This is a genomic window from Streptosporangium album, from assembly GCF_014203795.1.
Classification (GTDB): domain Bacteria; phylum Actinomycetota; class Actinomycetes; order Streptosporangiales; family Streptosporangiaceae; genus Streptosporangium; species Streptosporangium album.
In genome coordinates, this window is sequence record NZ_JACHJU010000002.1 from 1108277 (window position 1) to 1121896 (window position 13620).

The 13620-nt window shown below is 69.5% G+C and carries 14 protein-coding genes; 7 read left to right on the top strand and 7 right to left on the bottom strand.

Translation table 11 applies throughout. The features are described 5' to 3' along the window. Nucleotides 1-25: 25 nt before the first annotated feature. From FHR32_RS28970 to FHR32_RS28985, 4 genes are all read right to left on the bottom strand, one after another. The gene (locus tag FHR32_RS28970) at nt 26-319 is read right to left on the bottom strand and encodes an SDR family oxidoreductase (protein WP_184757660.1); all 294 of its coding nucleotides are present in this window, start codon (nt 317-319) and stop codon (nt 26-28) included. Nucleotides 320-609: 290 nt separating this feature from the next. Further along, nucleotides 610-762: a hypothetical protein gene (locus FHR32_RS28975; protein ID WP_184757661.1), complete on the bottom strand. Its 153-nt coding sequence runs from the start codon at nt 760-762 to the stop codon at nt 610-612. Then, a complete protein-coding gene (locus tag FHR32_RS28980; protein WP_184757662.1) occupies nt 763-909 on the bottom strand; it encodes a hypothetical protein in 147 nt (48 codons plus the stop codon). Between the two features lie 126 nt (nt 910-1035). Beyond that, nucleotides 1036-1977, bottom strand: a complete 942-nt coding sequence (locus FHR32_RS28985) for an oxidoreductase (protein ID WP_184757663.1) — start codon at nt 1975-1977, stop codon at nt 1036-1038. 95 nt (nt 1978-2072) lie between these two features. Between FHR32_RS28985 and FHR32_RS28990 the strand changes: the two genes are divergently transcribed. Next, a complete protein-coding gene (locus FHR32_RS28990; protein ID WP_184757664.1) occupies nt 2073-2699 on the top strand; it encodes a TetR/AcrR family transcriptional regulator in 627 nt (208 codons plus the stop codon). A gap of 71 nt (nt 2700-2770) precedes the next feature. Further along, nucleotides 2771-3766 (top strand): serine hydrolase domain-containing protein, encoded by a 996-nt coding sequence (locus FHR32_RS28995; RefSeq protein WP_312882748.1) that lies wholly within the window; start codon nt 2771-2773, stop codon nt 3764-3766. A gap of 184 nt (nt 3767-3950) precedes the next feature. Here the strand turns inward: FHR32_RS28995 and FHR32_RS29000 are convergent, their stop codons facing one another. The 3 genes from FHR32_RS29000 to FHR32_RS29010 are packed head-to-tail and all read right to left on the bottom strand — an operon-like array spanning nt 3951 to nt 7321. Beyond that, nucleotides 3951-5465, bottom strand: coding sequence for a hypothetical protein (locus tag FHR32_RS29000; protein ID WP_246467464.1), 1515 nt, complete (start codon nt 5463-5465; stop codon nt 3951-3953). Between the two features lie 48 nt (nt 5466-5513). Continuing rightward, nucleotides 5514-6347 carry a carbohydrate ABC transporter permease gene (locus FHR32_RS29005; RefSeq protein ID WP_184757666.1) on the bottom strand — a complete coding sequence of 278 codons (834 nt, stop codon included), beginning with the start codon at nt 6345-6347 and terminating at the stop codon, nt 5514-5516. After that, nucleotides 6344-7321 carry a carbohydrate ABC transporter permease gene (locus tag FHR32_RS29010; protein WP_246467465.1) on the bottom strand — a complete coding sequence of 326 codons (978 nt, stop codon included), beginning with the start codon at nt 7319-7321 and terminating at the stop codon, nt 6344-6346. Before FHR32_RS29010 ends, FHR32_RS29005 begins: the two co-directional genes overlap by 4 nt. A 222-nt stretch (nt 7322-7543) precedes the next feature. Between FHR32_RS29010 and FHR32_RS29015 the strand changes: the two genes are divergently transcribed. From FHR32_RS29015 to FHR32_RS29035, 5 genes are read left to right on the top strand one after another with little or no spacing between them, the layout of a single operon-like run. Next, nucleotides 7544-8839 carry an ABC transporter substrate-binding protein gene (locus tag FHR32_RS29015; RefSeq protein WP_184757667.1) on the top strand — a complete coding sequence of 432 codons (1296 nt, stop codon included), beginning with the start codon at nt 7544-7546 and terminating at the stop codon, nt 8837-8839. Continuing rightward, nucleotides 8823-9851, top strand: a complete 1029-nt coding sequence (locus tag FHR32_RS29020) for a Gfo/Idh/MocA family protein (RefSeq protein WP_184757668.1) — start codon at nt 8823-8825, stop codon at nt 9849-9851. Before FHR32_RS29015 ends, FHR32_RS29020 begins: the two co-directional genes overlap by 17 nt. A gap of 43 nt (nt 9852-9894) precedes the next feature. Next, entirely contained in the window at nt 9895-11994 is a 2100-nt protein-coding gene (locus FHR32_RS29025) for a heparinase II/III family protein (RefSeq protein WP_246467881.1), read from the top strand. After that, nucleotides 11987-12748: an amidohydrolase family protein gene (locus FHR32_RS29030; RefSeq protein ID WP_184757670.1), complete on the top strand. Its 762-nt coding sequence runs from the start codon at nt 11987-11989 to the stop codon at nt 12746-12748. Before FHR32_RS29025 ends, FHR32_RS29030 begins: the two co-directional genes overlap by 8 nt. Further along, on the top strand, nt 12745-13581 hold the full coding sequence (locus tag FHR32_RS29035; protein WP_184757671.1) for an amidohydrolase family protein: 837 nt from the start codon (nt 12745-12747) through the stop codon (nt 13579-13581). Before FHR32_RS29030 ends, FHR32_RS29035 begins: the two co-directional genes overlap by 4 nt. The last annotated feature ends 39 nt before the right edge of the window (nt 13582-13620 follow it).

Sequence of the window (13620 nt, forward strand, 5' to 3'; positions counted from 1 at the left end):
GCAGGCCACCGGAGGTCCCGCCCGATCAGGGAATCAGGGTGGGAATGACGCCGCCGTCGACGCGCAGGGCGGCTCCGCTGGTCGCGGACGCCTGCTCGGAGCTGACGTAGAGCACGAGGTTGGCGATCTCCTCGGGAAGGATGAGCCGGCCGAGGAGAGATGTGGGGCGCGCCTGCGCGATGAACCGCTGTTCGGCCTCCTCGAAGGGCATGTCCCCACCGATCAGATCGGTGATGAACTGCTCGACGCCCGGAGTGTGGGTCGGGCCGGGGAGCACGGAGTTGACGGTGACACCGCTGCCCGCCACGGACTGGGCCATGCCCCGGGAGTCCGCCAGCTGGCGGTCTTGGTCATCACATCTCTTTGACCGTGGATACCCTGCCCTCGGGCGAGGGAGAAAACGCGGCGCGGCGGCGCGTGATTCGGTAACGTGTTCGGCGGCGGCGATAACCAAGCCGCTGCTTGCGTGATCGGCACCACCCTCGCCGCCGGGCCGGCGGCGAGGTGAAACGCCTGTGGAGTTGGTGTAAGACCTCAACGGAGATCCTTCCGGGCGGGCGACCGGCGGTGAAGCAGGAAGCCTCACGGGCGACCGTGGGAATCCCCTCCTCAGGGAGGGGAGGAGGTCAACCCGTAGTGCACCATCTCGGTCGGGGGCAGCACGGCGGGGTCGCTGCTGATGAAGATCATGCGACCCCAGCCGCGGCCGACCATGCGCGGGACGTAGTGGCGGGCGAGGCGCACGCCGCTGAGGACGTTCACCTAGAAGAAACGCCGCCGCTCGGCGTCGGAGATCTCGAACACCGGCGTCGCGGAGAAGATGCCGGTGTTGTTGATCAGGATGTCCACGTCCGGCTCCGCTGCGATGATCTTTTCCGCGCCCTCCGGGGTGGCGACGTCGGCGGCCACCGGTTGAACCTCGGTGCTGCCGGTCTCCTCTCGGTCAGGTTGAAATTCAAACCCGCTCCCGTTCCGTGGTCACATCGCCTCGGGCTCCGGCGGCTGTGGCCGTCCGGCAGTCCGGGTCTCCGCGCATCAACGCGCCGCGCCCGCCGGCATCGGGTGGCGTACGCCGGTGAGTTCCTCCGAGATCTCCCAGAGACGGCGTGCGGTGGCGGTGTCGTGGAGGGCCCGGTGTCCGTGGCGGACCGTGGGCTCGCCGCGCAGTTCCAGGAATCCGCCGGGGGCGATGTAGGTGCCTCCCCGCAGGTCGGGGACCGTCGCGGCGTACAGGGAGGTCTTGGCGCCTTCGGCGGCCGGCCTGAACGCAGACCGGACGAGCAGCGGAACGAGGCTGCGGTACAGCGTGCCGCGGCCCGCGTTGGCGCCTCCGGTGAGGACGTTGGTGCGGGTGAGGCCCGGGGCCACGGCCATGCTCCGCAGTCGTGAGCCCGCGACCCGGCGTTGCAGCTCGACGGCGAAGTAGAGGTTGGCCCTCTTCGACCGCACGTAGGCGAAAGGAGCGCTGTAGCCGCGTTGGGCGTTGAGGTTGGCCAGATCGAACCGGGCGAAGCGCTGGCCTTCGCTGCTGACGGTGACCACGCGAGGGGCCGGCGCGGCGAGCAGGTGGGGCAGGAGCCGTCCGGTGAGCGCGAACGTGCCCAGGTGGTTCACGCCGAAGTGCGACTCGAATCCGTCGGCGGTCCTGGAGAAGGGGACCATCGCCACGCCCGCGTTGTTGACCAGCAGGTCGAGCCGGTCGTGGTCCCATGTGGCGGCGAACTCGCTGACGGAGTCCAGGCTGGCGAGGTCGAGGCGGCGCAGCTCGGCCCGCGCGCCCGGCACCTCGGTGAGAAGGCGGTCGAGCGCGTCCTGTCCGCGTCCGGGGCTGCGGCAGGCCAGCACGACGTGGGCGCCGTGACGGGCGAGCTCACGGGCCGTGACGTAGCCGATGCCGCTGTTGGCGCCGGTCACCACGGCCAGCCGCCCTGACTGGTCGGGGATGGAGTCGGGGGTCCACGCGGGAGGGACGCGCATGATGTTTCCTTCGACGGGGAGATTTCTATCGCAACTCCAAGTTGCGTTATGGTGATCGTGGCACTCGACACCCGATAAAGCAACTTGGAGTTGCGATGAACTCCGGCCCTCCGCGCACCCAGCCGGTCGGACGCGGCGAGAAGGTACGCGCCGCGGTCCATGCCGCGACACTCGCCGAACTGGTCGAGAAGGGCTACGCCGCACTGACCGTCGACAACGTGGCCCAGCGGGCCGGGGTCCACAAGACGACGGTCTACCGGCGGTGGAAGGATCGCGAGAGCCTCGTCGTCGACGCGCTGGCCGACCACGCCGCGCTGGACGTCCCGATCCCCGACACCGGCGCGGTCGAGTCCGACCTGCAGGCGCTCGCGTCCTCACTCGTGCGGATGATGACCGGCTCGACCGGCCAGGCAATGATGGCCGCGATGTTCTCCGGAGCCGCCCACGTGCCGGAGATCGCCGACGCCAGGCGCCATGTCTTCGACGACCGGCTCCGGCGTGCGGAACAGGTGGTCACCCGCGCCGTCGAGCGGGGTGAACTGCCCGGCGGCACCGACCCGGCAGAGCTCCTCAAGGCCCTCGCCGCACCGATCTACTTCCGCCTGCTGATCACCGCCGAGCCGGTCGACGAGGTCACGGCCGGACAGGCGGTGCGGATCGCGCTCGCCGCCGCACGTGCCGACGCACTCCGTCCACGCCCCGGAACACCGCCGGATCAATGAGGTTGCGGATCGGCCTCTTTCCCTGTGAAAGTCTCCATGTCCGAAACGTCTGACAGCTCAGGAGCGACCACGTGTGGCAGCGGATCCAACCCGAGAAGGCAGGGCTCGCACCCGACCTGGCCGGTCGGCTTGACGCCCTCGTCCGGGAGGGGCGGGCGCCGGGCCTGCACGGTGTCGTGGTGGCCCGTCACGGGGGCCTGGTCCTGGAGCACTACGGCAGCGGCCCGGACTTCAGCTGGAACACCCCCCTCGGCACGGTGGACTTCGGGCCGGAGACGCTGCACGACGTCCGCTCGGTCACCAAGAGCGTCGTCGCGCTGCTGTACGGCATCGCGCTGGCCGACGGCATGGTGCCCGAGCCCGACGAGCCGATCCTCCGGCACTTCCCCGAGTATTCCGACCTGGCCGCCGACCCCCGGCGGGCCCGGCTGACCGTCGAGCACACGCTGACCATGACGCTCGGCCTGGAATGGGACGAGACCAAGCCGTACACCAGCCCGGAGAACGACGAGATCGGCATGGAACTGGCCGCCGACCGCTACCGATACGTGCTGGAGCGCCCGATCGTCGAGGAGCCGGGCAGACGGTGGCACTACAGCGGGGGCGCCGCGGCCCTGATCGGCGGGCTCATCGCCCGGGGCACCGGGCGCCCGCTGGAGGACTTCGCGCGCACCGCCCTCTTCGAGCCGCTGGGCGTCGAATCCTTCGAATGGATGGCCGGTGACGACGGGGTGGCCTCGGCGGCCTCCGGCCTGCGGCTGACCCCCCGTGACCTCGCCGGGCTCGGCCAGGCCGTACTGGACCGCCGGGTCATCCCGGTGAGCTGGGCCGAGGCTATGCTGCGGCCGCGTGTGCCCGCCTGGGACGGCTGCTCCTACGGCTACCTGTGGTACGCGGGCCCCGACGGGCGGGTGGCGGCCATGGGCAACGGCGGGCAGCGGCTCTTCCTCGTCCCCGGCCACGACCTCGTCGTGGCCGTCACCGCGGGCGGCTACAACGGGGCCGACCAGGACACCACCCCCAGGGCCGTCCTGGAGGACGTGGTCCTGCCGGCGCTGAAACTCTGAGCCCGGAGCCCGCGCCGCCGGGGGCGTTCCGTGGCGGGCGGCCCGGTCGGTCAGCCGGTCCTTCGCCTCGCTGATCGGAACGATGAACTGATCGCAGCCGGATTGGACCGGGCCCAACCCGGCTGCGGGATGTCAGCCCATGTGCGGACAGCGGTGCTCGAGAGGTGGCGTGACCGGCCGCCTCTCAGCTCTTCCGGCGGGCATGCCAGTTGAGGTAGGCGACGCAGAGCAGCGTGGAGCCGTACTGCGATTCGGCGGCGTGGTCGTCGTAGACCGCGCGGGCATGGGTGAAGAGGGTCTCGTCCCACTGGGCCACCGGCATCCAGCGGGGAGCCTGGAGATACTGCCCGGCGGCGGCCAGCGCGCCGGTGCCGTCGATCCGGACGAAGGTGGTCGCCACACCGTTGTCGGAGGTCGCGAGGTTCTTCGTGTAGGTGCGGGCGAAGCGCTCCATGTCGTGGCCCTGGTAGTGGATCTTCCGGCGGAAGGCCAGCGCGGCGAACTCGACGTCGATCGCGCCGTGGCTGAGATCCTCGACCTGCTGGGCGCCCTTGCCCGGCGAGCCGTACGACGGGGTGTACTCGGAGACGTCGTCGGCCTTGGTGTAGCCGTTGTACAGCTTGCCGAACGTCGGCCAGTACGGCCAGACGTAGGCGTCGTCCGCGTCGACCTTCAGGTCCCCGGCGAATGCGCGGGCCAGCCGGCGGGTGCGGTCCAGGTAGGTGGGGTCGCCGGTCGCCGCGGCCAGCTCGGCGTAGGTCTGGCCCAGCCCGAGGCTCTGGTTGATGGGCTGTTCCGCGCCGTCGTAGGGGACGGGCATCCCCTTGGGCCAGATGAAGTGGCCGAGCCCGGCGTCGTTCTGCACCCACTCGCGATCGTGGACGGCCGCGGCGTCCCGGACGGCTGCGAGATACTCATCGGCCTTGGCCTTGTAGCGTCGATCACGGTGCAGGCTCGGGGTGCGGTAGACGATCCGCACGAACGACGCCAGCGGATAGGTGATCATTCCGGTGTGCACGGAGAAGTGCACCGGCGCGGCGGCCGGCTTGGTCGTCCCCAGGGCGGGGATCGGTCCCGCGGCCGGCGAGTCCCTGAGGTCGCGGGCGGTCACCATGGTCGCCGACGGGTAGGCGTCGAGGATGCGGCGCACGGCGTAGTCGGAGCCGGCCGGGTCCATGGTGAGGTTGGCGAAGGTGGACACCTTGGCCTTCGGGGGGTTGGCCACCTCGAGGGTGAACCGGTCCTCGCTCGTGCCCGCCCGGACGGTCGCGACGGCGTCGTCGACATTGGTCAGCGCGCTGCGCACCTCCAGTAGCGGCTGCCCGGCCGGATCGAGCAGGGTGACGCCTCCGGCGGTGTAGCTCCGGTTGCGCCAGGCGGGCAGCGAGAGGCCGCGGTAGTCGGTCACGCCCCGCTCCGAGTCGCGCATGGCCAGCATGAGGTCGGCGTTGTGGATGAGCCGGTCCAGGTAAGAGGTGTCCCCGTAGGCTTCGTACATCCGGATGAAGGCGGCGAGCACGTAGGACTGCCCCCAGCCCAGGCCGCCCTGCTCGTTGTGGTCGGTCGGCTGGCCGAGGTTGCCGCTCGAGTGGAAGACCCTGTCGAACAGGTCGAAGGTCTCCCTGGCCGTGTAGTCGTAGCCCGCGGCGGCGCGAGCCGTACCTGTGGTGCCGAGAACTCCCAGGGCGAGGGTTCCCATCGTGAATTGCCTGCGTGACAACATTGTTCGACCACCTCTCGCGCGACGTCAGCCCTTGACCGCGCCGCGCATGCCTTCGAGTACGTGACGTTGCATGATCATGAAGAAGATGACGACAGGCAGGATCGAGATGACGGTTCCGGCGGCGAGGCTGCGGACGTCGGTGCCGGTGACGCCCGCGAGGTAGGAGATCCCCAGCGCGATCGGGTACATCGCGGAGTCCTTCAGCACGACCATCGGCCAGATGAAGCTGTTCCAGACCGAGATGAAGCCGAAGATGCCGAGGATCGCCAGGGTGGGACGCGCGGCGGGCAGCATGACGTGCCAGAAGATCCTCAGCTCGTGACAGCCATCGGTGCGGGCGGCGTCGATGACCTCGCGTGGCACGCCCGCGAAGGTCTGGCGGATCAGGAAGATCCCGAAAGCGGACAGCAGTCCCGGCAGGATCACGCCCGCGTAGCTGTCGGCCATGCCGAGCTGCGAGACCACCAGGAAGCGGGGGAGGAGCATGACCTCGCCCGGCAGGAACATCGTCGACAGGATGGCGAAGAAGATGAGGTTCTTGCCGCGGAAGTTCATCTGGGCGAGCGGGTAGGCGCACAGCGCGGAGACGACGATGTACACGGGCACCATCACGCCGACGTAGATGACCGAGTTGAACAGGTAGCTCAGGTAGGGGATGGTCGTCCAGGCCTCCTTCACCCAGGTCAGGACCGGGGGCCGGGGGATGATGTCGGGGGGGAAGGAGAAGACGGCCTGGCCGGCGGGTTTGAAGGCCGCCGAGAGCAGGATCAGGAACGGGCCGACGAAGACGAGGGCGATCGCGGTCAGCAGGACGTACATGCCCGCGCGCCGCAGCCGGAAGGCGAGCTTCGGCGTCATGTCATGACCGTCCTTCCCTTGGTGATCCGGTAGTTGGCGAGCGCCATGAGGATCAAAAGGAGCCACAGGACGAGGCCCATGGCGCTGGCGTAACCCATGTCGTACTTCTGGAAGGCCGCCGACCAGATGTAGTAGCCGAGCGTGAGGGTGGAGTCCTGGGGGCCGCCCTGGGTCATCACGTAGACGGACGTGAAGACCTGCATCGCCTCGAGCATCTCCATGGTCAGCGTGACCGCGAGATAGGGGACGATCAGCGGGACGGTGATGTGGCGCAGCCGGTGCCAGGCCGAGGCGCCGTCGACCTTGGCGGCCTCGTAGAGGTTCGTGGGGATGGTCTGCAGCCCGGCGAGATAGATCATCATGAAGACGCCCATGCTCTTCCAGCCCTCGACGAGGACGAGGGCCGGCAGCGCCCACACGGGGTCGAGCAGATACTGGATCGGCTGGTCGAGGATGCCGAAGCCGGTGAGGATCCAGTTGAGCACGCCCTGCTGGTTGAAGACGTACTCCCAGGCGACGCCGACCGCGACCATCGAGGTCACGACGGGCAGGTAGTAGAGCATCCGGAACGTCTTGATGCCCGGCAGCCTCTGGTTGACGAGTACGGCCAGCAGCAACGGGATGACGACGAGCAGCGGGAACATCCCCACCAGGAACAGCATCGAGTTGCCCAGGCCGGTCCAGAACCTGCCGTCGCTCGCGAGCCGGGCGAAGTTGTCCAGGCCCACGAAGATCGGCTGGGACACCGCGTCCCATTTGAAGAACGACAGCTGGATCGCGGTGACGGCGGGCCACGCGAAGAAGATCCCGAACAGGATCAGGGCCGGGATGGGGAACAGGTAGGGGGTGTACCAGCGCTGGCCGGGGATCCTGCCGGGCTGCGGCCTCTTCCGATCATCTCGTGACGTGCTCCTGCGGCTACGCGTCCTCGGGGCCGCCGAAGGCGCGTGGCGCTCTGGTACGTGTATGGCCATCGGCGCTAACACCCTTCAACGCTATTTGTGAGGGCCGTAGGCTAGATAACGGCAGGCCAGAATGCCGGGAGCGTATCTTTGCCTATTCGCCGGAGTCAAGGCTGAATGGGCTGATCGATTGAGCCGTGAGATGGCGGGGATGAGGGCCTTGACGGGCTCGGATTGGGCTGTCATTGTGCCGAAAGAATGCTTTAAGGACGGCCGCAATTCAGGAGGTTCGCAATGACTCCACCCAGGACGGCGTTAGCGGCGGGACTGCTGGCGCTGGCGATGCTCACCACCGGTTGCGTGGCGGGCACCACCGAAGACACCCCCTCCGCCGCGGCCGACCAGCCGTTCGAGGGTGAGGTCGAATTCTGGACGATCAACCTGAAGAAGAACTTCAACGACTACGTCACCGGGCTGATCACCCAGTACCGGAAGGAACACCCCAAGGTCACCGTCAAGTGGGTGGACGTCCCGGGTCAGGACAGCGCGACCAAGCTGCTCGCGGCCATGGCCAGCGGCGACGTGCCCGACGCGGTCAACCTGGGCTCTCCCGACCTCGGCAGGTTCATCCCGTCGCTGGCGCCGATGGACGACTACTTCAAGCCGGAGGAACTCGCCGACTTCCAGCCGAACCTGGTGGAGCCGTTGCGCCAGGACGGCAAGCTCTACGGAGTGCCCTGGTACAACGGCGGCGCCCCGGTGGCGATGTACCGCAAGTCGGTCGTGTCCAAGGCCGGCTTCGACGAGAAGGCGCCGCCGAAGACCTACGACGAGGCGCTGGCCCTGGCGGCCAAGGTCTACGACGACACCAAGGTCTACGGCACCAACGAGATCCCCGGGCCGTCCGTCGTCTCCGTGCTGAGCTACTACGGGGTCACGCTGCTGTCGGAGGACAAGAAGAAGGCGGCGTTCAACACCCCCGAGGTCGCCGAGATCATCGAGAAGTTCAAGAAGAGCTACGACGAGCACGGCATCGCGCCGGGCTCCGTCTCCAAGGACATCCGCGCCCTCCCGCAGAGCCTCGACAACGGCCAGGTCGCCTTCACGGCCAGTGCCAACGGCGCGACCCTGGTCAACATCCAGAAGAACGCCCCCGACATCTACAAGGACCTCGTCGTCACCGAGCCCGTCCAGACGGCCGGTGGCGGCTATCTGCTCAACGCCCAGCAGACGTTCACGATCCCCAAGGCCTCCAGGCACAAGAAGGCGGCGGCCGAGTTCATCAAGTTCTTCACCAACGGCGCCAACCAGCTCGCCTTCTGCAAGATCGTTCCGATCTACCCGTCGACGATCTCCTCGACGAAGGACTCCTTCTTCACCGGCACCGGCGGCACCGAGCCGATGGACGTCGCCCGCCAGGTGATCGTCAAGGGACTGCCCAAGCTGGAGTACACACCGCTGGGCACTGCGAAGGACACCGAGCTCGCCGAGTCCCTGGCGGAGGAGATCCGCGCCGTGTTCCAAGGACAGAAGAGCGTGAAGGACGCGCTCGACACAGCAGAGAAGAATTGGAATGACGCTCTTGTCTAACCTGCGAGTCGGCATCGTGGGTGCCGGAATCATGGGCCGCGGGCACGCCGAGGTGCTGGCGGCCCATCCGCATGCCGAGATCACCGCTGTGGCCAGCCGTACCCGGGAGCACGCGGAGGAACTGGCCGGGCGGGTGGGAGCCGCCGTCTACCCCGACTACCAGGAGTTGCTGGCCTCGGGAACGGTCGACGCGGTGTCGATCACCACGCCCGACCACCTGCACGCCGATGTGATGGTGGCGGCGGCCGAGGCGGGCGTCCACATCCTGGTGGAGAAGCCGTTCACCACGACGGTGGCCGACGCCGACCGCGCGCTCGCGGCGATCCGGCGGGCGGGCGTGGTCGCGATGTGCCTGTTCAACCACCGCTGGGTGCCCGCCTATGCCCAGGCCAAGGACCAGATGCCCCTGCTGGGCGAAGCGGTCGTGGGCTACGCGAGGAAGAACGACACGATCCACGTGCCCACCGAGATGATCAGCTGGGCGGATCGGACGACCTGCGCCTGGTTCCTGTCCAGCCACGACATCGACCTGGTGACCTGGTTGTTCGACGACGAGGTGGTCGAGGTCTTCGCGACCGCCCGTTACGGCAAGCTCCAGGCGATGGGCATCGACACCCCGGACGCCATGCAGATCCAGGCCCGGTTCAGCCGGGGCGCCACCGCCACGTTCGAGTCGGCCTGGATCTATCCCAACACCTTCCCGACCATGGTCGACAGCTACGTCACGGTGGTCGGAGAGGACGGCGTGGTCCAACTCGACCGGCAGCGGGAGAACATCCAGCTCGCCACCGACAAGGGCTACACCTATCCGCGGAACATGCTCCAGCGCGTCGTCCACGGCATCCCGGCCGGCGCCTACCGCGACGCCATCGAGCACTTCGTGCACTGCGCCCGGACGGGAAGCGAGCCGCTGATCACGGTTGAGAGCTCCCGCCACGTCACCGCGGTGCTCGCCGCCGCGCACGAGTCCGCGCGGACGGGCCTGCCGGTGAAGATCGTGGGGAAGGACTGACGTGCAATACGTGGAGAAACCGCCACACGTTGACCCCGTGCGGATGCGTCACATCACCGATGAGGACCTGCTCGCGGCGACCGGGACCGCGACAGTGGAGGAGCTGCGCCGCCACCTGTCCACCAGGACCGGGCCCCGGCCGGTGTTCGACGTCGCCCGCTGGGCGGCGGGCATGTCCGGGACGGAGGCCGCCGCGCAGGCCGTCGCCGCCGCCGGCGAGCTCCTCGGCACCGAGGTCGACTTCCTGGACAAGGGCCACGGGCGGTCGAGGCTTTACGGGTTCCACTACCTGAGGTGGATGTCGCCCCTGGTCTCGGCCTACGCGCTGACCCGCGACCCGGCCTACGCCAAGGAGTGGGACCGGCTGTTCGGCCAGTGGTACGACAGCCGGGACCGCGTGACCGGCGACTGGCCCGGTCTCGACGTCATCTGGTATTCCCTCGGCGTCTGGGCGCGCTCCTCCTTGGTCACCCAGGCCCTGGCGGTCTTCGGCGAGGAGCCCGCGCTCAGCCGCGAGGGCTGGCTGCAGATGGTGAAGACCGTCCTCGGCGGCGCCCGCTGGGCGGCCGAGGAGCACGACGAGTTCCGGCAGGGCAACTGGCAGTTCGCGTGCGCGTCCGAGCTCCTGCACGTCGCCGCCGTCTTCCACGAGTTCGGCGAGGCGAGCAGCTGGGCGGAGGTCGCGAAGGCGCGGATCCTCGACCACCTCGAGCTCGACGTGCGGGCCGACGGCGGGCACCACGAGCGCTCTCCGGGCTATCACAGCATGTGTGTCGAAGCCGTCCAGCGGGCCGCCGTCATCGGCGAGCAGTACCTCGGCTGGGACCTCGCCGCCCATCCGCGTGTCCGGGCCATGCACGACTGGTACGTCGCGCTCGTCACCCCTGCCGGGTGGATTCCCCACCTGCAGGACAGCGGCCTGTTCTGGCCCGCCGCGCACCTGCTGCGCGGCCACTACCTGCTCGGCGATCCCGGCTACGAGGCGCTCGCCCGGCGCTGGCTGTCGCCCGAGCAGCTGCGCAGCGAGCTGGCGTGGCTGCCGCCCCGCCTGGACGACGCGCCCGCGCCCGCTCCGGCGAGCGAGCCCGACGCCTCTTCCCGCACCCTGGACACCAGCCAGTACGCGGTCTTCCGCACCGGCTGGGAGCCCGACGCGTTGCACACCGTGGTGAACTACGGGCCGTTCGTCGGCCACGAGCTGGAGCCGCACAGCCACCACGCGGCGCTGGACTTCGTGTTGTCAGGCTGGGGCGTGCCGCTGGCCTGGGAGGCGGGCGGTCCACCGTCCTACGACGACCCCGGCTACTACGACTGGTTCCAGGCGACGCGCGGCCACAACACGGTGCTCCTGCCCGGCGCGGCGTTCGCGGCCGACCGCGACGCCGCCTGCGACACGTTTGCGGCCCTGCCGCACGTGGACGTGTTCGCGGGCCATCACCACGGCTATCCGAACAGACACGACCGGCGGATCGTCTTCGTCCGCGAAGCCCCGTCGTACTGGCTGGTGACCGACGAGATAGAGGAAGCCCCCGAAGCCGTGTGGCAGCTGCACGGCCGCTCGCCCTGGATGGAACGTGCCGGAGGGCACGCCAACGTGCGGGGCCCCGGGCTCTACGTGCTCCCCGCCGACCCCGAGGCGGTCACGGGCGTCCTGCACGGCACCGGGCCCAGCCGGATCCCCGACCCCGCAGCCCGGACCGCGGAGTACGGCGAAGTGCACACCCTCGGCCTGCGTCAGCGAGCCGAGACGTTCACCGTCGGGCTCTTCCCCTTCGCCGAGAACCCGCCTGCCGTACGGCTGCGCGGCGGGGAGGTCTGTCTCGACGGGGTCGTCGACGTGTTCTCCGGCCACCAATGGACGCGCTGCGACACCGACGGCGTCCTGCTCGCCGCCGCCAGCTGGGGCCCCTCCCTCGTCCACGACGGGATCGCCCTGGTCGAGGCCCGGGGACTGGCCGCGGCCGACATCACCTACCGCGGGGGATTCGCCGCGGTGGTGGACACCGATCGGTGCACCGAGCTGAGGGTCCATGCCCCCGGCGTGACCAGGCTGGCGCTCAACGGGGTACGGCTGCGCCCGGGCCTCACGGTCACCCTCCCGTCGTCGGGCCGATGGCACCTGGAAGCGGCGGCCGATGACTAGGCGCGGACCGGTGCTGATCGACGCCGACGCGATGCTGGGCCGCCATCCCGCCCGCGACGTCGGCGCGGGCGGCGTCGCCGAGGCGCTCGCCTCGATGGACCGTTTCGGCATCTCCGAGGCGCTGGTCGGGCACACGCTGTCGTGGCTGCACGACCCCCACACCGGCAACCGGGCGCTGCTGGAGCTGGTCGCCGGCCAGCCCCGGCTGCTCCCCTGCTGGGTGATGCTCCCCGACACCTGCGCGGAGACGGGCACCTCGGCCGAGTTCGTGTCCGCCGCCCTGGCGGGCGGGGTCCGCGCGGTGCGCGCCTACCCCGTGGACCACGGCTACGACCTCGCGGGCGTGGACGCGACCCCGGTGCTGGAGGCCATCGCGCGGGCCGGGCTGCCGCTGCTCCTGGACGCCGCCCAGACCACGTGGCCGCAGGTGGAGGCGGTCGCCGTGGCCCACCCGCACCTCACGGTCGTGGTCGGCGGCCTCGGCTACCGCGTCCTGCGCCAGGTGGCCGGTGTGCTGGCCCGTACGGACAATGTCCACCTCGGGCTGGCCAACCTGTCCTCGCACTGCGGCCTGGAGTGGCTCGTCGAGCGGTTCGGCGAGCAGCGGCTGGTCTTCGGCACCGGTGCGCCCACTCGTGACCCGGCCGAGGCGGTCACCCGGCTGCTGTGGTCGGAACTCGACGACGGCGCGGTGTCGGCGATCGGCGGGGGCAACCTGCGGAGCCTGCTCCGCAAGAAGGCGAGAGCAGCATGAACCCCCTCACGTCCGCCCTGTGGGAGCGCCGTCCCCAGCACAGCCTGCGGATCGTCGACGCGCACGCCCACGCCGGGCCGTACAGCCTGTTCTTCATCCCCGAGGCGGGCCCGGCGGCGATGGTCAGGGTGATGGACCGGTGCGGGGTGTCGCACGCGGTCCTGTCCAGTCATCTGGCGATCCAGCTCGACGCGGCGGCGGGCAACGCGGCGACCGCCGCGGTCGTCGAGCACGCGCCCGACCGGTTCACCGGCTACCTGACCGTCAACCCGTGGCAGGACCCGGTGGGGGAGCTTGAGAAGTGGGGTGACGACCCCCGTTTCGGGGGCGTCAAGCTCCACCCGGACCTGCACCTGTATCCGCTCACGGGCCGCAGATACGCGCCGGTGTGGGAGTTCGCGCAGCGCACCGGCTGCCCGGTGCTCACGCACACCTATGAGGGCTCGGCGTACAACGACCTGCCCATGGTGGAGGAGACGGCCATCCGGCATCCGGAGGCGGTGATCCTCGCCGGGCACGCGGGCGCCACCCCGCTGGGGTTCGACGCGGCCATCGAGGTGGCACAGCGCCGTCCGGGGGTGGTGCTGGAGGTGTGCGGTTCGTACAACACCGGTGCCGACCTCGCCCGGATGGTGCGTGAGGTGCGGCCGGGGCAGGTGGTGTTCGGTTCGGACTTCCCGTTCATCGACCTTCGGATGTCGCTCGGACGGGTACTCTTCAGCGATCTCAGTGACGACGCCAGAGCCGCTGTGCTCGGTGGCACGATGACCGATCTGCTCCAGTGGCGAGACAGCGCTCAACAAGCACGTTCCAGTCAGGTGGTCGCACCCTGAGCGCGATTTATGATCCCGATGGGGGCAATTTGGATAAGG

What these genes read in the sequence shown, in the direction of transcription:
- FHR32_RS28970 (WP_184757660.1), bottom strand. Translation starts at nt 319, where the DNA reads ATGGCCCAGTCCGTGGCGGGCAGCGGTGTCACCGTCAACTCCGTGCTC.
- FHR32_RS28985 (WP_184757663.1), bottom strand. Translation starts at nt 1,977, where the DNA reads ATGCGCGTCCCTCCCGCGTGGACCCCCGACTCCATCCCCGACCAGTCA.
- FHR32_RS28990 (WP_184757664.1), top strand. Translation starts at nt 2,073, where the DNA reads ATGAACTCCGGCCCTCCGCGCACCCAGCCGGTCGGACGCGGCGAGAAG.
- FHR32_RS29000 (WP_246467464.1), bottom strand. Translation starts at nt 5,465, where the DNA reads ATGGGAACCCTCGCCCTGGGAGTTCTCGGCACCACAGGTACGGCTCGC.
- FHR32_RS29005 (WP_184757666.1), bottom strand. Translation starts at nt 6,347, where the DNA reads ATGACGCCGAAGCTCGCCTTCCGGCTGCGGCGCGCGGGCATGTACGTC.
- FHR32_RS29010 (WP_246467465.1), bottom strand. Translation starts at nt 7,321, where the DNA reads ATGGCCATACACGTACCAGAGCGCCACGCGCCTTCGGCGGCCCCGAGG.
- FHR32_RS29015 (WP_184757667.1), top strand. Translation starts at nt 7,544, where the DNA reads ATGACTCCACCCAGGACGGCGTTAGCGGCGGGACTGCTGGCGCTGGCG.
- FHR32_RS29020 (WP_184757668.1), top strand. Translation starts at nt 8,823, where the DNA reads ATGACGCTCTTGTCTAACCTGCGAGTCGGCATCGTGGGTGCCGGAATC.
- FHR32_RS29025 (WP_246467881.1), top strand. Translation starts at nt 9,895, where the DNA reads ATGCGTCACATCACCGATGAGGACCTGCTCGCGGCGACCGGGACCGCG.
- FHR32_RS29030 (WP_184757670.1), top strand. Translation starts at nt 11,987, where the DNA reads ATGACTAGGCGCGGACCGGTGCTGATCGACGCCGACGCGATGCTGGGC.
- FHR32_RS29035 (WP_184757671.1), top strand. Translation starts at nt 12,745, where the DNA reads ATGAACCCCCTCACGTCCGCCCTGTGGGAGCGCCGTCCCCAGCACAGC.